At 63.5% G+C, this 18074-nt stretch carries 14 protein-coding genes; 5 read left to right on the top strand and 9 right to left on the bottom strand.

Annotated features, from left to right (window positions below):
- Positions 1 to 222: 222 nt before the first annotated feature.
- Entirely contained in the window at positions 223 to 1218 is a 996-nt protein-coding gene (locus tag FHT69_RS19780) for a transporter (protein ID WP_183905856.1), read from the bottom strand.
- A gap of 211 nt (positions 1219 to 1429) precedes the next feature.
- Here FHT69_RS19780 and FHT69_RS19775 point away from each other — a divergent pair, with 211 nt between their 5' ends.
- On the top strand, positions 1430 to 3208 hold the full coding sequence (locus FHT69_RS19775) for an acyl-CoA dehydrogenase (RefSeq protein WP_183905855.1): 1779 nt from the start codon (positions 1430 to 1432) through the stop codon (positions 3206 to 3208).
- A gap of 9 nt (positions 3209 to 3217) precedes the next feature.
- A complete protein-coding gene (locus FHT69_RS19770) occupies positions 3218 to 3973 on the top strand; it encodes a crotonase/enoyl-CoA hydratase family protein (RefSeq protein WP_063476442.1) in 756 nt (251 codons plus the stop codon).
- A gap of 20 nt (positions 3974 to 3993) precedes the next feature.
- Here the strand turns inward: FHT69_RS19770 and FHT69_RS19765 are convergent, their stop codons facing one another.
- From FHT69_RS19765 to FHT69_RS19755, 3 genes are read right to left on the bottom strand one after another with little or no spacing between them, the layout of a single operon-like run.
- Complete coding sequence (locus FHT69_RS19765) at positions 3994 to 5004, bottom strand: MBL fold metallo-hydrolase (protein WP_183905854.1); 1011 nt, start codon at positions 5002 to 5004, stop codon at positions 3994 to 3996.
- Between the two features lie 2 nt (positions 5005 to 5006).
- The gene (locus FHT69_RS19760; RefSeq protein ID WP_047615384.1) at positions 5007 to 6257 is read right to left on the bottom strand and encodes a class I SAM-dependent RNA methyltransferase; all 1251 of its coding nucleotides are present in this window, start codon (positions 6255 to 6257) and stop codon (positions 5007 to 5009) included.
- The gene (locus tag FHT69_RS19755) at positions 6254 to 7039 is read right to left on the bottom strand and encodes a TlyA family RNA methyltransferase (protein WP_244604797.1); all 786 of its coding nucleotides are present in this window, start codon (positions 7037 to 7039) and stop codon (positions 6254 to 6256) included. The genes FHT69_RS19760 and FHT69_RS19755 overlap by 4 nt, the downstream gene beginning before the upstream one ends.
- A gap of 93 nt (positions 7040 to 7132) precedes the next feature.
- Between FHT69_RS19755 and FHT69_RS19750 the strand changes: the two genes are divergently transcribed.
- Both FHT69_RS19750 and FHT69_RS19745 read left to right on the top strand, forming a co-directional pair.
- The gene (locus FHT69_RS19750) at positions 7133 to 8170 is read left to right on the top strand and encodes a DUF4424 domain-containing protein (protein WP_245434913.1); all 1038 of its coding nucleotides are present in this window, start codon (positions 7133 to 7135) and stop codon (positions 8168 to 8170) included.
- Between the two features lie 218 nt (positions 8171 to 8388).
- Positions 8389 to 10326, top strand: coding sequence for a methyl-accepting chemotaxis protein (locus tag FHT69_RS19745; RefSeq protein ID WP_097622951.1), 1938 nt, complete (start codon positions 8389 to 8391; stop codon positions 10324 to 10326).
- Positions 10327 to 10557: 231 nt separating this feature from the next.
- On the opposite strand, the gene dxs is transcribed toward FHT69_RS19745, so the two are convergent.
- Positions 10558 to 12474: a 1-deoxy-D-xylulose-5-phosphate synthase gene (gene dxs / locus FHT69_RS19740; RefSeq protein WP_097542842.1), complete on the bottom strand. Its 1917-nt coding sequence runs from the start codon at positions 12472 to 12474 to the stop codon at positions 10558 to 10560.
- A 317-nt stretch (positions 12475 to 12791) separates the two neighbouring features.
- On the opposite strand from dxs, the gene FHT69_RS19735 reads away from it, so the two are divergent.
- On the top strand, positions 12792 to 14780 hold the full coding sequence (locus tag FHT69_RS19735) for a phospholipase D-like domain-containing protein (protein ID WP_097622950.1): 1989 nt from the start codon (positions 12792 to 12794) through the stop codon (positions 14778 to 14780).
- Positions 14781 to 14819: 39 nt separating this feature from the next.
- On the opposite strand, the gene FHT69_RS19730 is transcribed toward FHT69_RS19735, so the two are convergent.
- The 4 genes from FHT69_RS19730 to FHT69_RS19715 all read right to left on the bottom strand — a co-directional run bounded on the left by FHT69_RS19730 (position 14820) and on the right by FHT69_RS19715 (position 17963).
- A complete protein-coding gene (locus tag FHT69_RS19730) occupies positions 14820 to 15743 on the bottom strand; it encodes a pirin family protein (RefSeq protein ID WP_047613896.1) in 924 nt (307 codons plus the stop codon).
- A 176-nt stretch (positions 15744 to 15919) separates the two neighbouring features.
- Positions 15920 to 16687 (bottom strand): SDR family NAD(P)-dependent oxidoreductase, encoded by a 768-nt coding sequence (locus tag FHT69_RS19725; protein ID WP_047613898.1) that lies wholly within the window; start codon positions 16685 to 16687, stop codon positions 15920 to 15922.
- A gap of 86 nt (positions 16688 to 16773) precedes the next feature.
- Positions 16774 to 17025, bottom strand: coding sequence for an exodeoxyribonuclease VII small subunit (locus FHT69_RS19720; RefSeq protein WP_047613900.1), 252 nt, complete (start codon positions 17023 to 17025; stop codon positions 16774 to 16776).
- A gap of 2 nt (positions 17026 to 17027) precedes the next feature.
- Positions 17028 to 17963, bottom strand: a complete 936-nt coding sequence (locus FHT69_RS19715) for a histone deacetylase family protein (RefSeq protein ID WP_047613902.1) — start codon at positions 17961 to 17963, stop codon at positions 17028 to 17030.
- Between the last annotated feature and the right edge of the window lie 111 nt (positions 17964 to 18074).

Below are 18074 nucleotides of genomic sequence, written 5' to 3'. Positions count from 1 at the left end.
TTCGCTGCATCGGCGGCGAGTTTGGCTGGAGCGTTCCCCCACCCTCCGTCATCCTCGGCCTTGAGCCGAGGATCCGTGCCCGCTGCTGATGGAGGCCCACATGGATCCTCGGGTGAGGCCCGAGGATGACGGAGGGTGGGGCGAGCTCTGTGGCAAGTTCCGCGACGTGTGATGGATAGCGAACCCAAGCTTCCCCCGCCAGTCACGCCAAACGCTTCCGCCTCAAAGAATATCCACCCGCCGCAGCAGCCACCAGGCAAACGCAATGGACGCGACGATCAGGGCGACGGCGTATTCGGTGCCGTAGTCGCCGACGGCGAAGGGCAGGTTGGCGGTGTTCATGCCGAAGAAACCGGTCACCAGGGTCGGCGGCAGCAGGAAGGCCGTCATGATCGACAGCAGATAGAGGTGGCGATTGGTTTCGGAGGATTGTTTCGAATCGATTTCTTCGTGCAGCAGGCGCGCCCGGTCCTGCAGCGCATAGATATCGTGGTCTACCGTTTCCAGCCGGCTGGTCAGGCGCCGCGCCACATCGTCGAAGCCGAAGGGCATCTCGTCGTCGTCGGCCGCCGCCGCACGGCGCATCAGCGCCAGCACCGTGCGCAGATGCCGATGCAGCCTGACCACGGTTCGCCGCACAGGCGCTAAGCGCCGGCGTTCGTCGCGCGGCGCGTTGTCGTAGACGATATCCTCGATCTGGTTCAGCTCTTCGGTGAGTTCGATGACGATCGTAATCAGCGTGCGCTGGAATTCGATCACCAGCAGTTCGAACAGATCGACCGGCCGCGAAAATTTGCCCGGGTTCTTCTCGATCAGCGCCCGCGCCCGTTCGACGCTGCGCAGCGGCTGCAGCCGCGTGGTGATGATGAAGCGATCGGACATGGCGAAATGCAGCCAGCCGAGATTGTTGGTGTCCTGGGCGAAATCGCGCTGGCAATCGACGAGCGTGCCATAGAGCATCTGCTCGTCGACGGTGATGGCCGCATGCGTATCCCGCGTCGTCAGCGCCGATTTCGCATCCTCCGTCAACCCGTCCAGGGTTTCGAGCAAGGCCGGCACCCGGGCGTCGACGAGGTTGAGGTGCAGCCAGTAGAAACAGTTGTCGGCGGCCAGTTCCGCCACCGTCGCACTATTGTTTAGTCGCACCGCGGTCTTTTCGTCGGGCGAGAAACGATAGGCCCAGACGAAACCGGGTATGGTGACGGGCAATGTATCCATTGGTCGCCGATCCTTTGCGAAGGCGATATCGTTCTTTAAAGTGTCTTCATGACGTTCATTTGCGCAAGGGTGCAAGAGCCAAGCGCCATGTTCAGGCAAACTATCACATGGCAGCCAAAGAAATCGAAATTGACGTTTACGTAAAAATCAATTAGCCCTTGCCTCGGAGGGGCTTTGCTGGGGTGCGAGGCCGTCTGCGGAGGAAAAGAGCATGTACAAGGCGCCCGTCGAGGAAATCGCGTTCACGTTGAAGCACGTAGCGGGCATGGGCGAGGCGATGTCACAAGGGCTGCTCGGTGATCTCGGCGAGGATCTCGTCGACGCCATCCTGGCCGAGGCGGGACGTTTTGCCACAGAGGAAGTGGCGCCTCTCGCCGACATCGGAGACCGCCAGGGCGCCCGTCTGGAGGGCGGCGAAGTCCGGCTGCCGGATGGCTGGCGCGATCTCTATCGCAATTGGATCGCCGGCGGCTGGAACGGACTGACCGCCCCCGAGGCGTTTGGCGGCCAGGCGCTGCCGCATATGCTGAATGTCGCGGCGCTGGAAATGTGGAACTCCGGCTCCATGGCCTTTGCGCTCGCCCCGACGCTGACGATGGGCGCCATCGAGGCGGTCAGCACCCATGGCAGCGCTGCGCTGAAAGACAAATATCTGGAGAAGATGGTGTCAGGCGAATGGACCGGCACCATGAACCTGACCGAGCCGCATGCCGGCTCCGATCTCGGCGTGCTGAAAGCCCGCGCCGAACGCCGCGATGACGGCAGCTACCGTCTGTTCGGCCAGAAGATCTTCATCACCTGGGGCGAACATGACGCAGCCGACAACATCATCCATCTGGTGCTGGCCCGGTTGCCGGACGCGCCGGCCGGCACGCGCGGCATCTCGCTCTTCCTGGTGCCGAAATTCCTGGTCAACGACGACGGATCGCTTGGGCTCCGCAACGATCTCTTCTGCCATTCGCTCGAGCACAAGCTCGGCATCCATGGTTCGCCGACCTGCACGATGATCTACGGCGACGGAAAATTCGGCAGTGAAAAAGGCGCTGTCGGATGGCTGGTCGGCGAGGAGAACAAGGGACTGGCCTGCATGTTCACGATGATGAACAACGCCCGCCTTGCCGTCGGCATGCAGGGCGTGGCGATCTCGGAGGCCGCCACCCAGAAAGCAGTCGCCTATGCCAGGGAACGCACCCAGGGCAGGGCGCCGGGTTCAACCAGCGCCGGCATGAGCCCGATCGTCGAACATCCCGATGTCGCCCGCATGCTTCTGACCATGAAGGCGCTGACCCAAGGGGCACGCGCCATCTCCTATGCCTGCGCTCACGCGATCGACATGTCCCATCGCGCCGGTGACGATCGTCGCCACTGGCAGGAGCGCGCCGCTTTGCTGACGCCGATCGCCAAATCCTTTTCGACCGATGCCGGCGTCGACGTCGCCTCGCTCGGCATTCAGGTGCATGGCGGCATGGGCTTCATCGAGGAGACAGGCGCGGCGCGGTATCTCCGCGATGCCCGCATCGCCCCGATCTATGAGGGTACCAACGGCATCCAGGCGATCGACCTCGTCACCCGCAAGCTGCCGCTCTCCGGCGGCGAGCAGGTGAACGGCTTCGTCACCGAGCTTCAGCAGATCGCCGATAGCGTCCGCGGCTCCAATCTCGATGGTTTCGGCGAGACTGCCGTAAGGCTCGATGCCGCGATCGTCGATCTCGAACAGACGACCGCCTGGCTGATGAAGGCGCTTGCCGAGGAGAGAGCCGCCGAGGCGCTCTCGGGCGCAACGCCCTATCAGCGCCTCTTCGGCCTCGTGCTCACCGGCTGTTACCTCGCCAAGGGCGCTCTCGCCGAGGCCGCCGATGGCGCAGGTGAGGGCCGCATCGCGCTCTGCCGCTTCTCTGCCGAAAACCTGCTCGCCGAGACCGCAGCCCTTCGCGACCGGGTCGTCAATGGCGCGGCAAGCCTTGCCGCCGCCCGCATCCTGCTTGCCTGAGGAGACCCCATGACCGACCACATCATCGTCGAGCAGCCTTCCGCCTATCCCGGCGTCCAGTCCATCCGCTTCAACCGGCCGGAAAAGAAGAACGCCATCACCCGCCCCATGTACCGCATCATGGCCGATGCTTTGAATGCGGCCAATGCCGATCCCGGCATCCGCGCCACCGCCTTGCTCGGCACCGAAGGCTGCTTCTCGGCCGGCAACGACCTGAACGATTTTCTCGCTGCCGCAATGGGCGGCCGCGGCCTGGAGCAGGAGATCCTCGATTTCCTCTATGCGCTGGTGAATGCCGAAAAACCCGTCGTTTCCGGCGTCGATGGTCTGGCGGTCGGCATCGGCACGACGATCCATCTCCATTGCGACCTGACCGTCGCCTCCAGCCGCAGCCAGTTCCGCACGCCCTTCGTCGATCTGGCGCTGGTGCCGGAGGCCGGTTCCAGCCTCGTCGCGCCGCGGCTGATGGGACATCAGCGCGCCTTCGCCATGCTGGCCGCCGGCGAAGCATTTTCGGCCGAGGAGGCAAGGCAAGCCGGTCTGGTCTGGAAGGTTGTCGAACCAGGCGAGGTCGATTCACTGACGCTTGGCCTGGCTGCCAAACTCGCGGCCAAGCCGCCGGAGGCGCTGCGCATCGCCCGCGATCTTATTCGCGGCGATCGTGGCGAGATCATCGCCCGGATTGACGAAGAGGCCCGCTATTTCTCCGCGCGGCTGAAAAGCGCCGAGGCCCGGGCGGCCTTCGAAGCCTTCATGCGCCGCTAAACGTCGCCTGACATCGTTTTTCAGGCAGCCGGCACATTGAATACTTCGCCGGCCCTGAGCGGCCGAAACCGTTCGGGGGGAATATCATGCTCGCTCATTGCGTCTTGCAACGCTCTTGCCGGCGCGTCGACCGCTTCATTTGTCAGTTGGAACGTGGCGAAGTGATGCCCGGCCACATAGGCCGCATTTGCTAACTTCATCCCCATCACCGCCTCCCGCGGATTCTGGTGCTGCCCTTTCATGAACCAGCGCGGCTCATATGCGCCGAAGGGTAAAATAGCCAAGCGAAAGCTGCCATGTTTCCGCTGTGCCGCTTTGTAATTGATGCCGTGGTGAAAGCCCGTATCTCCGACGTGATAAATTTTTCCGGCTGGAGTCGACAAAACGAATGACGCCCAGAGTGCCATCCGGCGATCGGTGGTTCCGCGCGCGGACCAATGGTGTGCCGGCTCTGCATCAATGCTTATTCCGGCGTGGGAAATGTGCTCGCCCCAGTCCATCGATGTCGTCTGTATATCGGGCACGGCACGGCGAATGATCGTGTCATTGCCGAGTGGCGTCACGACACGCGGCCGATGCTTCGCACCCAACCGCCTGAGCGTTGCGATATCGAGATGATCATAGTGATTGTGCGATACCAGCACGAGATCGATTGGCGGCAAATCATCGAACGCGATGCCTGGTGGGACGACGCGCTTGGGTCCGGCAAAAGCGAAGGGACTTGCGCGTTCCGACCACACCGGGTCGGTGAGGATATTGAGCCCGGCGACCTGCACGAGCAGTGTTGCATGACCAACCATGGTCACCCTTAGATCCTCGCCGTCCACGCATGGATCCGGCTTGGCCGCCGGGTACGGACTTGGGACCGATTGCGGCCAACGCTGACGGCCACCGCCGAATTGCCAGCGCAGCAGGTCGCGGAAACCAAGGGGCTCGATGCCGTCGGGATTGAAGAAATGCGTGCCGTCGAAATGATCGGACACCGGGCCGTTATAGTAGGGGTTGCGCCTTTTGGTCTTTCCGACAGGCACGCCTATTTCTCCAGTGTCGCCACCACCTCGACATGCGAGGTCCAGAGGAACTGGTCGATCGGCGTTACGCCAGTGATCCGGTAGCCGCCCTCGACGAGGATCGCGAGGTCGCGCGCCAGCGTCAGCGGATTGCAGCTGACGGCCGCGATCTTCTTCACGCCTGAGCGGGCAAGTTCCTTGCACTGGAATTCGGCGCCGGCGCGCGGCGGATCGAAGACGACGGCGTCAAAGGGCTTGAACTCCTGCGTCATCAGGGGACGGCGGAAGAGATCGCGCTTTTCGACGCTGACCGGCTTCAGCCCCTGGGTGTTGCGGGCGGCGTGATCGAGGGCTGCGAGCGCCTTTGCCTCGGCTTCGACGGCATGCACGCGGCCGATCCGCGCCAGCTGCAGCGAAAACGTGCCGGCGCCGGCAAACAGATCGGCGATCCGTTTCGCCTTGCCCACATGAGCGAGCACCAGCTCCGCCATCGCCTGTTCCGCCGGCTTCGTTGCCTGGGTGAAACCGCCCGGCGGCGGCGCAACCTGGATGCCGCCGAAATCGACCAGCGGCTTCGACGGCTCGATGAGGATTTCGCCGTTCAGCGAAACGCGGGCGATGCCGCGCAGGCTGAGCACCGTCTCCACCGCCTTGCGCCGCTGCGGGTCGGAGAGTTTCTTCACCTCGTCGACCGAGATATCGAGGCCGGAAAGCGTTTCGAGCACGGAGATCCGGAAGGGCTCGGCATTGGTCGCCAGCGATGCGGCAATCGCCCTGATCGCCGGCAGTCGGGCGATGATCCCTGCCGACGAGATCGGACACTCCTCGATCGCGACGATATGATGGCTTTCGGCCTGGTTGAAGCCGATCAGCATGTCCTTCTCGGTCTTGCGTGCCGCAAACACCACGCGCCGCCGTTCGCCAGGGCGGGCCGGAACGATCTCGCCGACCTCGGGTGTCAGCCCTTTCGATTTCAGCGCGTCGATGACCAGCTGGCGCTTGAAGGCGCGGTAGGGGGCATCTGCCAGGTGCTGCAGCGTGCAGCCGCCGCAGGTGCCGTTCAGGCCATCCGGGCCGAAATGCCGGCAGGGCGGCTCCTGCCGGTCGGGCGAGGGCGTGGTGATCGACATGATCGTGCCCTGGCTCTTGACGCGGGCGATCGCCACCGTTTCCCCGGGCAGGGAGAAGGGTACATAGACAGGTCCGCCGGCATTGCTGGCGATGCCGTCGCCCTGGGCGCCGAGTTTTTCGATCGTGACGGTTTCGGTGCTCACGGTTTCAATCCTGCCAGAAGGAATTCCTGATTGCCGTCGCCGCCGGAAATCGGGGAGGGGATGAGGCCGAGGCTGTTCCAGCCCATGTCCTCGATGAACCAGCGCTGCAGTTCGGCAGCGACGGCGGGCGCCGAGGCGGGATCCTTCAGCAGTCCGCCCTTGCCGATCGCCTCGCGCCCTGCCTCGAACTGCGGCTTGACCAGCAGCACGGCGATAGCACCCGGCTCGGCGATCTCCAGCGCCGGCGCCAGCGCCAGCTTCAGCGAGATGAAGGAGACGTCGGAAACGATGAAGGTGGCGGGATGGCCGATATCATCTGCCGTCAGGTTGCGGGCGTTGAGGCCTTCCTTGCTGGTCACGCGCGGGTCGCCTGATATGCGCGGATGCATCTGCCCATGGCCGACATCGATCGCGGTGACATGGACGGCGCCCCTTTGCAGCAGCACCTCGGTGAAGCCGCCGGTGGAAGCGCCGATATCGAGACAGTGATGACCAGCGGGATCGAGCCGGAAATGCTCGAGCGCGGCGGCAAGCTTCAGCGCGGCGCGCGAGACATAGTCCTGCGCCGGATCGTCGATCTCGATGACGGCATGCTCGCCGAACAGCGCGCCGGCTTTGGTTACCACCTGGCCGCCGATCCTGACGGTGCCGCGCTGGACGGCGTCGCGGGCGCGCGAGCGGCTGGCGAAAAGGCCGCGGGAGACGAGAAGCTGGTCGAGACGTTGACTGTTTTGATCGGACATCGGCTGTGAATGACCGGCAAAGCCGCCGGTTGCAAGCATTTTGTTCCCAAGAGTGTCATTGACCCTCAAAAGCTTTCGGCGATAATCCTGCCGCGGCGATCGCGGGGCGGGCCGCAGACACGGGGGTGTTTTATGCTGAAGCTCTTCACTCTGCCTGTCGTGGGGCCCGTCGCGGTGGGGCCTATCGCTGCGGGGCTTGTTGCGGCGGGGATAGCATCGCCCGCATTTGCGAACGATACGATGGCCGAGGTCAAGACCGGCGGGCTGATCTTCGCCCAATCCGACGATGTCAGCATGGCGCAAGAGGATCTTTTCATCTCCGCTTCGGAAGTGCGGGTCGACTATGTCTTCGAGAACAGCTCCGACAAGGATGTCGAAAGCCTGGTCGCCTTCCCAATGCCTGACATCACGGGCCAGATCGACAACATCTCCGCCATATCAGATTATGACAGCGACAATTTCCTGCATTTTTCCACCGTGCAGGATGGCAGGCCGATCAGCGCCAAACTGCAGCAGCGCGTCGTCTCGCTCGGTATCGACGTCACCGACGAGTTCGCCAAACACGGCATTCCTGTCCTGCCCTACAGCCAGAAGACCGCCGAGGCGCTCGCCAAGCTTCCCGAAGCGGTCCGCAAGGACTGGATCGCCCGCGGCCTGATCTATTCCATGGGTGCGGGCGATGCCGGGGGCGATCTCGTGCCGCTCTGGACGCTGCGCTCGACCTATTGGTGGCGCACCACCTTTCCGGCGAAGAAGAAGGTCAGCGTCGAGCATCGTTACAAGCCGGCCGTCGGCGGCACCGTCGCCATCAGCTTTCTCGAAAATGGCGAGCCGAAGGGCGAACGCTTCGAGGAATATTCCCGCAAATACTGTCTGGACGGAGATTTCGTCAGGGTTGCCCAGCAGCGGGCCAGGGAAGCCGAGGCCGGAGGGGCGAACTATACCGAAAGCTGGATCTCCTATGTGCTGTCGACCGGCGCCAACTGGGCGGGGCCGATCCGGCGCTTCCAGCTGACGATCGACAAGGGCAAGCCCGCCAGCCTCATCAGCTTCTGCGGCAGCAACGTGCAGAAGATCGGTCCGACGACCTTCCGGATGACGGCTGAGGATTTCGATCCCGCGAAGGATTTCGACATCCTGATCCTCAATCCGCCGGAGGCGGCACAATAATCATCGGCCCCGACCGCCGCAGCGCACAAATTTAAACAAATTTAAAGCCCGTCCGCATAGGTTTGGCTTGATTGCAGCGGTTCGTCCGAACTGTTTCGTGCCATGACGGCGCCGGCATCCTATCGCCAATCATGTTCTCAGGTTCAGAAGTCCCTGCGGTTGCGCCTTTCGCGCCACCCGCCTTTTGCCGCGTCGACTGTCGTCAGGAGAAATCACCGATGTCCGCCAAAAACATATCCTTGAACGGTAAGCTTGCGGCCACGTTCGCAGCCCTCATTCTCATCTTCGTCGCCGTTTCCGCTTTCGTTTATTCCAAGGCGATGGCGTCGGCGGCCGCTTCCGCCGAGCAGGAAAAGTCCGAGCTGCTCGTCAACCAGATCGACGATGCGCTGCAGGCGATGCTCGAACAGGCCGTCAATCTGCGCGGCTTCATCCTTTTCCGCAGTGACAGCACCTATGGCGATGTCTTCGCCAATCGCGAGCGCATGCTGAAGGCGATTGCCGCTGCCAAGCAGACGGCGGCTGATGAGCCGCAGCTGGTCGAGATGATCGACGGCATGCAGAAGGCCGCCGACCTCTATTTCCATGAACTGGCCGAGCCGCAGACCAAGGCGCGCAAGGAAACCGACATGCCGATCGAAGAGGTCGTCAAGATCGGCGTCAACGCCACCAAGGGCCAGCTCGACGGCTTCCGCCAGGCCTCCGCCAAGATTAAGGCCAGCGCCCGTGAAAAGTCGAATGCGCTCGCCGCGGTCCGCGCCGATGCCAACCGCGATCTGAAGACGACGCTGCTTGCCGGCGGCATCCTCGCCTCGCTGGCCGCTGCCGTGCTCGCCTGGCTGATGTCGCGCACCATCGTCCGCCCGGTCGTCGGCATGACCGCGGCCATGGATCGCCTCGCCGGCGGCCAGAACGACATCGAGGTTCCGGCGGTTGAGCGCGGCGACGAAATCGGCCGCATGGCCCAGTCGGTGCTGGTGTTCAAGCAGGCTGCCATCGAGAAGCTGCGCCTTGCCGGCGAGACCGACCGCATGCGCGATGACGCCGAGCGCCAGCGCCGGGCAAACGACGAGCAGAAGGCGCGCGAGGAAGGCGAGCTTCGCCATGCCATCGACGCTTTGGCGGGCGGCCTTGCCGAGCTTGCCAATGGCGATATGGCCGGTCGTATCCAGACGCCGTTCGCCGCGCAATATGACAGCCTGCGCAATGACTTCAACCAGGCCGTCGAAAAGCTGCAGGCCGCTCTGCAGTCGGTCGGCCGCAACGCCTCGGCGATCAATGCCGGCGCCGGCGAAATCCGCTCGGCTGCCGACGATCTCGCCCACCGCACCGAGCAGCAGGCTGCCGCCGTCGAAGAGACCGCTGCAGCGCTTGAGGAAGTGACGACGACCGTACGCGACAGCGCCAAGCGCGCCGAGGATGTCGGCAATCTCGTCGAGCGCACCCGCCTCGGCGCCGAAAAATCCGGTGAAGTCGTCCGCAAGGCGGTCTCCGCAATGCAGCAGATCGAGAAGTCCTCGGGCGAAATCTCCAATATCATCGGCGTCATCGACGACATCGCCTTCCAGACCAACCTCTTGGCTCTGAACGCAGGCGTCGAGGCAGCGCGCGCCGGCGATGCCGGCAAGGGCTTTGCCGTCGTCGCCCAGGAAGTGCGCGAACTCGCCCAGCGTTCGGCCAAGGCCGCCAAGGAGATCAAGGCTTTGATCACCACCTCGGGCGAACAGGTCGTCGCCGGCGTCTCGCTCGTCGGCGAGACCGGCAAGGCGCTGGAAGCGATCGTTTCCGAGGTGCAGGAGATCAACCACCACGTCAACGCCATCGTCACCGCCACCCGCGAACAGTCGATCGGCCTGCAGGAGATCAACACCGCCGTCAACAACATGGACCAGGGCACGCAGCAGAATGCCGCCATGGTCGAGGAGCAGACTGCGGCAAGCCATGCGCTCGCCCAGGAGGCAAATGCCCTCGACGAGCTGCTGCGCCAGTTCAAGCTCGGCGAGGCAGCCCCAGCGCCGCGGGCAACCGTTGCCACCGCAAACGCCCGCCCGGTCGCCTCTCCGGCCCACGCTCTCACCCGCACCGTCGCCAAGGCCTTCGGCGGCAGGCAGGCGAGTGCCGCGGCTACCGTTCAGGAAGAGTGGACGGAGTTCTGAGAAGCGCTTTCTTCGGAAAGGCACGTTGAACAAAGGGGGCGGTGCAGTGATGCGCCGCCTTTTTCTATTGAGATGACCTGCTTGGCGGCCCCCTCATCCGCCTGCCGGCACCTTCTCCCCGAGGGGAGAAGAGTTTTGCGGCGACGTTTCGATTCCCTCTTCTCCCCTCGGGGAGAAGGTGCCCGTAGGGCGTATGAGGGGGCCACACGGCACGCCCTCACATAGCCTCGGCTACCCAGCAACCCCAACCGCAACACCGCGCCCCAGCGCCTTGAACACCGTCGAGACGATGCCGGCGCGGTCGAGGCCCGCATGGGCGTTCATCGCTTCGGGCTTGGCCTGTTCCATCCAGATGTCGGGCATGACGAGCGAGCGCAGTTTCAGGCCGTTGTCGAGCAGGCCTTCGTTGGCGAGGAAGTGCATCACATGGCTGCCGAAGCCGCCGATCGAGCCTTCTTCGACGGTGATGACGATCTCGTGGTGGCGGGCAAGCTGGCGGATCAGCTCGTGATCGAGCGGCTTGGCGAAGCGCGCATCGGCGACCGTCGTCGACAGCCCCGCGGCGTCGAGATCCTCGGCGGCGAGCAGACAATCGGCCAGCCTTGTGCCGAAGGAGAGCAGCGCTACTTTGGTGCCTTCCTTGACGATGCGGCCCTTGCCGATCTGCAGGATTTCGCCGCGCGCCGGCATGTCGACGCCGACGCCTTCGCCGCGCGGATAGCGGAACGAGATCGGCCCGGCATCATAGGCGACAGCCGTGCGCACCATGTGCTTGAGTTCGGCCTCATCGGCGGCCGCCATCACCACGAAGCCGGGCAGGGTGGTGAGGAAGGCGGTGTCGAAGGAGCCGGCATGCGTCGGCCCGTCGGCGCCGACGAAGCCGGCGCGGTCGATCGGGAAACGCACCGGCAGTCCCTGGATCGCCACGTCGTGCACGACCTGGTCGTAGGCGCGCTGCAGGAAGGTGGAATAGAGGGCGGCGAAGGGCTTGTAGCCTTCCGCCGCAAGGCCGGCGGCGAAGGTCACGGCATGCTGTTCGGCGATACCGACATCGAAGCAGCGCGACGGAAAGAGCTCGGCGAGCTTGTCGAGGCCGGTACCATTCGGCATGGCGGCGGTGATGCCGACGATCTTGTCGTCGAGCGCAGCCTCCTGCACCAGCGCTTCGGCAAAGACGCTGGTATAGCTCGGCGCATTCGGCTTGACCCTGGCCTGGGCGCCGGTGATGACGTCGAACTTGTTGACGCCGTGATATTTGTCGGCAGCTGCTTCCGCCGGCGGATAGCCCTTGCCCTTCTGGGTGACGACGTGGATCAGCACCGGTCCGCGGCCATTGTCGCGCACATTGCGCAACACGGGCAGCAGGTGGTCGAAGGAATGCCCGTCGATCGGGCCGATATGGTAGAAGCCCATCTCTTCGAACATCGTGCCGCCGGTGACATAGCCGCGCGCATGCTCGACGGCGCGGGTGATCGCCCGGTCGATGTTCTTGCCGAGATAGGCCGTCAGCTTCTTGCCGAGATCGCGGAAGCCCATATAGGTGCGGCCCGAGGCGAGGCGGGCGAGATAGGCGCTCATCGCGCCGGTCGGCGGCGCGATCGACATGTCGTTGTCGTTGAGGATGACGATCAGCCGGGCATCGAGCGCGCCGGCATTGTTCAGCGCCTCATAGGCCATGCCGGCCGACATCGCCCCGTCGCCGATGACGGCGATGACCCGGCGATCGGTCTTGTCGAGATCGGCGGCAATCGCCATGCCGAGGCCGGCCGAGATCGAGGTCGAGGAATGCGCCGCCCCGAAGGGATCATATTCGCTCTCGGCCCGGCGGGTGAAGCCGGACAGCCCGTCTTCCTGGCGCAGCGTGCGGATGCGGTCGCGCCGGCCGGTGAGGATCTTGTGCGGATAACATTGATGGCCGACATCGAAGATCAGCCGATCATCAGGCGTGTCGAAGACGCTGTGGATGGCGATCGTCAGTTCGACGACGCCAAGACCGGCGCCGAGATGACCGCCGGTACGCGACACCGCATCGATCATCTCGTCCCGGACTTCGCGGGCGAGCTGCGGCAGGTCGCGATCCTCGAGCTTGCGCAGGTCGGCGGGATAGATGACCTGGTCGAGCAGGGGGGTCTTCGGCAGTTGTGTCACGGGCGGGCGCTCTTTCTTGCTTTTCCTTGTTCCGCTTTATTCGATTAGATTGCGGCAAAACAAGTGCATTTCAGGAACCGAAGGTTTTCACCCTAGAGCATGACGCTGAAAAGTGTGAGCGGTTTTGCACGATATCACGCTCTATTTCTGTGGTTAATCGAAGCCGGGTCGGCGAAATCGCCATGAGGTGGGGAGGCCCGATCTTCGCCGGGGCGTGTGCCGCTTCTCCCTGCTGTCGCGGTGGCAACCGAAGGAGAGGCGCTTGAATATGACACGGAATGGTAGCAAAGTCGCCGCACTGGCTGGGGGGACGGGGCATGGGAACGATTGTTGCAGCGCACGCCTATGTGAACAACGAGGTCGCCTATGTGGCCTGGGACATAGACGCCAAGATCGATGGATGTCTCGGATTTGAAGTCGTCCGCGTCTATCTCGACGAGCAGGGGAACGTCGCGAAAAGACCCGATGGTGCGGATGACCGCGTAACCTGTGCCGCGTGGGTCGCCTTCAAGGGTCAGCGCAATCGACACTGGCTGCCGCAAACGACGTCGCTCTGGCCGGTGCAGAAGCTGTCCTGGCGCGATCTCACGCTGCGCAAGCGGCGCAACGAAATGAGACGGCGGCCGGACGAGGTCCACCTGCGTTACGAAATCCGTCCGCTCGGCGACCTGAAGCCGGGCATGCAGGCAGCACCCGATCCGACGCCGCAGCTCGTCGAAATCAACAAGCGGGACGGAAACGGCAGGCCGGTCAAGAAGGCCGACGGCACCTATGAGAAGATCGCGGTCAAGGCCTATGAGGGCCCGCCGCGGCCGCTCGGTTATCTCGGGCCGGCTGTCGCCAGCAATCCCGTCCATGTGACGCGCAAGCGTGGCGCCTTCGAGTCCACCTTCACCAACGGCATCCTCGCCGCGCAGTGGCTGAGAAACGTCCTGCTGGAGGACGGCGTGAAGCAGCCGAACGAGCTGATCGAGATGATTTCCAACCCGTCGAACGGCATCCGCAAATATCTTGCCGGCGATGTCATTCCGATGCTCAAGGGCTTCATCAATGCGCCCGGCCGCTTCCTTGTCGCCCTCTACGAACTGGAGGACGAGGAACTGCTGGAGCTGCTGCTTGCCAACAAGGACAAGTTGCGCATCATCCTCGCCAACACCGGAAAGGTCGGCGACGCCTGGGATGTGCGCAATGCGCATGCACGCCAGGCGCTGGTCGATGCCGGCGTCGAAATTCACCACCGGATGTTCAACAATTCGAGCCAGATCGGCCACAACAAATTCGTCGTGCATATTCCGTCCGATGGCGCTGCGCGCAGCGTCTTCACCGGCAGCACCAACTGGACGGCGACGGGGCTTGCCGGCCAGTCCAACAACGCGTTGATCGTTCGGAACGATGCGGTTGCCGCCGCCTATGTCACCTATTGGGAGCGGATGCTGGAAGACAATGCGACGCTGGAAGCGCCCATCGAATTTGATGACGGCATGCCCGACAACCAGCAGAGCAAGGAGTTCCGACGCTTCAACGAGACGCCTTCTCTTGTCCCGATCGGCGATGAGGCCTCGGGGCATTCGGTCGAGGCGTGGTTCTCACCGAACATGCAGAGCCGCAGAAAGGGCAAGGCAACGCCGCCCGATCTTCGCGAAGTCTACCGGCTGATGCGCCGTGCCGAACATGCGGTGCTGTTTCTGGCCTTCTATCCCGGTCAGTCGGGCAGGGATTGCATTGTCGGCGAGGCGATCGATATCGGCCTCAAGGACCAGAAGCTGATCGTCACCGGCGCGGTTTCCAGCGCCCAGGCCATGCCCAACTACGTCGCCGGCAAGAAGAACGATCCCGACGATGAGGACGACGATGTCGACGCCGTCTCGCCCCACACATTCGAGGAGGCCAATGTCTCGATCGTCCGGGCTTCGCGGATCGACGACCGCCAGCTGTTGGCGGATTTCGGCGCGGAGGAACTGACGGCCAAGAAGGTGGGCGCCATCATCCACGACAAGGTGCTGGTGATCGATCCCCTGTCGGAGGATTGCGTCGTCGTGCTCGGCAGCCACAATCTCGGCTTCAAGGCCTCTTACGGCAATGACGAAAACATGCTGATCGTCAAAGGCGACCGCGCGCTTGCCGAGGCCTATGCGGTGCATATTCTCGATGTCTATGACCACTATCGGTTCCGCGCCGTCGAGGCGGAATTGAAGCGCCAGGGCAAGAAGGGCTGGTCGGGCTTTCTCAATGTCGACGACAGTTGGCAGGAGGGCTACGTCAACCGCACGAAGGGCGCGCTGACGCGATATTTCGCCAAGGGTTGAAGGTCCGGAGAGGTCGACAGCCGCGCTCCGCTGCTGCCGTCAGCCCTCCGGCAAAGGCACGAATTCCTCTTCGTCGCCGGGCACGATGTCGAAGCGGCCGGAGCGCCATTCCTCCTTGGCCTTTTCGATCCGCTCTTTCGAGGACGACACGAAATTCCACCAGATATAACGTTTCGAATTCAGGCTGGCACCGCCGAAGAGCATCAGATGACAGCCATCGCGGCCGGCTTCCAGCGTGATTGCATCGCCCGGCCGGAAGACCAGCAGCTGGTCGGCGGCAAAACGGTCGCCCGATATGACGACCTCGCCCGAGAGCACGTAGACGGCGCGCTCTTCATGGGCCGCGCCGAAGGGAAATTTGGCGCCGGGCTGCAGGTCGAGATCGACATAGAGCGTGTCGGAGAAAACGCCGACCGGCGACGTCATGCCTTCGAACGAGCCGATGACCACACGCCCGCGCACGCCTGTTGTCTCGATCAGCGGCATCTCGGTCTTTTCCGTATGGGCGAAGGAGGGATCGATCTCCTCCTTGTCGTCGGGCAGCGCCAGCCAGGTCTGCAAGCCCGACATCAGCAGCGGATGGCCGCGCAGATTGTCGGGTGTGCGCTCGGAATGCACGATGCCGCGGCCCGCCGTCATCAGGTTGATATCGCCGGGGCGGATGACCTTTTCGGTGCCGAGGCTGTCGCGATGGCGGATCTCGCCGTCGAAGAGATAGGTGACCGTCGACAGGCCGATATGCGGATGCGGCTTGACGTCGAGCGCCTCATCCGGCTTCAGGATCGCCGGACCCATGCGGTCGAAGAAGATGAACGGCCCGACGAGCCGCCGCTGTCTCGTTGGCAGCGCGCGGCGCACCTGAAACCCGCCGATATCGCTGGTGCGCGGGATGATCAGGTTCTCGATTGCGTCGCAGGCGAAGGCATCGCCGGGCAGGGGATCTTTACCGGGAAAGAAGGACATCAGGGATCTCCGATCGCAAAGGCTTCAGGCACAGATAGTGCCTGGAGCGCCGCACGTCCAATCGGACGCGCTAAGGACGCTCCAGCACCTGAAAGCGCGCCGCACGTCCAATCGGACGCGCTAAGGACGCTCCAGACGTGAAAGTGCGCCGCGCGTCCAATCGGACGCTGCATGGCTCAGATCGCCGTGAAGCCGTTATCGACGAAGAGATGCGCACCGTTGACGAAGCTCGACTCGTCGCTGGCGAGATAAAGGGCGGCGCGCGCCACATCCTCCGGCTCGCCGATCCGTCCCTGCTGGGCGGCAATGGCGGCGTCGGAAACATCGACACCGAGCGCCTGCAGGTCGGCCACCTCGCGCAGGCCGTGCGGCGTGCGGATGAAGCCGGGGCAGACGGCGTTGCAGCGGATGTTGCGATCACGGAATTCCACGGCGATGGCGCGGGCAAACATATGCACCGCCCCTTTGGTCGTGTCGTAGAGCACTTCCATCGGCGTGGCGGCGACCGCCGAGATCGACGAGGTGCAGACGATCGATCCGCCGCCGCTTTCAATCATCTTCGGCAGCACCGCCTTGGTCATCAGGAACATCGAGCGCACATTGACGGCGTGCAGCCAGTCCCATTCCTCGACGGTCGTTTCCAGGAAAGGTTTGATGACGATCGTGCCGGCATGGTTGAAGAGCACGGTGACGGCGCCATAACGCGCCTCGACACCGGCGACGGCGGCATTGACGGCGGCTTCGTCGGAAACGTCAGCCGTCCAGCATTCGGCCTCGCCGCCGGCATCACGGATCGCTTTGACGGTCTCGGCGGCTGCATCGCCATTGCGGTCGATGATCGCAACGCGCGCGCCTTCCGCTGCAAAAAGCTTCGAGGCGGCACCGCCCATGCCGGTCGCGCCCCCCGAGACAATGGCGACCTTGCCCTTCAATCTGTCCGACATTTTTCCGTCCCCTCATTGTTTGCAAGGGGATCATAGATCGGTCTGAAGCCGATCGCCAAGCGCCTTAAAGAGAGTTCCGGTACGCCTCAGGCGCCGTCGAGCGGCTCGACGGCCTGCGGCTTGCCGGCGCGGTCGAGCCGGATCTTCTCGATGCGGTTTTCGGCGGCCGAAAGCAGGGTTTCGCAATGTTTCTTCAACGCTTCGCCGCGCTCATAGATTTCGATGGATTCATCCAGCGCCACATCGCCGCGCTCCAGCCGGGCGACGATGCTTTCGAGTTCGGCAACCGCCTTTTCGAAGGAAAGGCCCGATACCTCAGGCTTGGCGCTGTCAGTCATTCTCAACCCTTCATCATTCGCAGAATATGCATGCCCGCCGATTCGGCGAGTCCCTCGAGATCATAACCGCCTTCGAGCAGGCTGACGACCCGGTTCTTGGCGTGCCGGTCGGCCAGTTCGAGCACGCGCCCGGTCGCCCAGTCGAAATCCTCGCCGGTCAGGTTGATCTGCGCCAAGGGATCGCGGTGATGGGCGTCGAAGCCGGCGGAGATGATGATCAGATCCGGCCGGAAATCGTCAAGGGCCGGCAGCACGCGCGATTTGAACGCCTCGCGGAAATGGTCGCTGCCGACATTCGGCGAAAGCGGCGCATTGACGATGGTGTTGTGCTTGCCCTTCTCGTCCTTGGCGCCGGTGCCGGGATAGAGCGGCATCTGATGCGTCGAGCAGAACAGCACCGAGGCATCGTCCCAGAAGATATCCTGCGTGCCGTTGCCGTGATGCACGTCCCAGTCGACGATGGCGACACGCTCGGCGCCATGCATTTTTTGTGCGTGGCGAGCGGCGATCGCCGCATTGTTGAAGAAACAGAAGCCCATCGCCGTCATCTTCTCGGCATGGTGCCCCGGCGGGCGGGCGGCGACGAAGACATTGTCGGCCCGGCCGGTAAAGACGTCGTCGACTGCGGCCATCGCCCCGCCTATGCCGGTCAGCGCCGCCTGCAGGCTCTTTGGGCTGGCATAAGTATCGGCTTCGATCTGGTTGATCTCATCCTCTTCCTCGGGGATCTCCCGCATCACGGCGATGAGATGTTCTTCGGGATGGGCCAGCAGCACCGCATCCTCGCTCGCCTGCGGCGCTTGCCGGCGCTCCAGCCGCTCGAAATTCGGATGTTCCAGCGCGACATTGATGGCGCGGATCCTGTCCGATCGCTCCGGATGGCCGGCGGGGGTCACGTGTTCCAGGAAGATCGGGTGTTCATAAAGACGGGTGCTCATGGAGACACTCTATCGGTCGCTTATGTCATGTGCCACAGCAGATGGGGCATCGCCCGACGATTTCAACAAGCGCCGTTGCCGCGCCGTCCGACCGCCCGCTCTATTTTTGCG

The organism is Rhizobium sp. BK008 (assembly GCF_014197345.1).
Taxonomy (GTDB): Bacteria; Pseudomonadota; Alphaproteobacteria; order Rhizobiales; family Rhizobiaceae; genus Rhizobium; species Rhizobium anhuiense.
The sequence above is the reverse complement of the archived record's forward strand: the minus strand, read 5'-3'. Positions and strand labels throughout refer to the sequence as shown.

Excerpts from the sequence above, each read along its gene's own strand:
- FHT69_RS19780 (WP_183905856.1), bottom strand. The coding sequence starts at position 1,218 with ATGGATACATTGCCCGTCACCATACCCGGTTTCGTCTGGGCCTATCGT.
- FHT69_RS19775 (WP_183905855.1), top strand. The coding sequence starts at position 1,430 with ATGTACAAGGCGCCCGTCGAGGAAATCGCGTTCACGTTGAAGCACGTA.
- FHT69_RS19770 (WP_063476442.1), top strand. The coding sequence starts at position 3,218 with ATGACCGACCACATCATCGTCGAGCAGCCTTCCGCCTATCCCGGCGTC.
- FHT69_RS19755 (WP_244604797.1), bottom strand. The coding sequence starts at position 7,039 with ATGCTTGCAACCGGCGGCTTTGCCGGTCATTCACAGCCGATGTCCGAT.
- FHT69_RS19750 (WP_245434913.1), top strand. The coding sequence starts at position 7,133 with ATGCTGAAGCTCTTCACTCTGCCTGTCGTGGGGCCCGTCGCGGTGGGG.
- FHT69_RS19745 (WP_097622951.1), top strand. The coding sequence starts at position 8,389 with ATGTCCGCCAAAAACATATCCTTGAACGGTAAGCTTGCGGCCACGTTC.
- FHT69_RS19735 (WP_097622950.1), top strand. The coding sequence starts at position 12,792 with ATGGGAACGATTGTTGCAGCGCACGCCTATGTGAACAACGAGGTCGCC.
- FHT69_RS19730 (WP_047613896.1), bottom strand. The coding sequence starts at position 15,743 with ATGTCCTTCTTTCCCGGTAAAGATCCCCTGCCCGGCGATGCCTTCGCC.
- FHT69_RS19725 (WP_047613898.1), bottom strand. The coding sequence starts at position 16,687 with ATGTCGGACAGATTGAAGGGCAAGGTCGCCATTGTCTCGGGGGGCGCG.
- FHT69_RS19720 (WP_047613900.1), bottom strand. The coding sequence starts at position 17,025 with ATGACTGACAGCGCCAAGCCTGAGGTATCGGGCCTTTCCTTCGAAAAG.
- FHT69_RS19715 (WP_047613902.1), bottom strand. The coding sequence starts at position 17,963 with ATGAGCACCCGTCTTTATGAACACCCGATCTTCCTGGAACACGTGACC.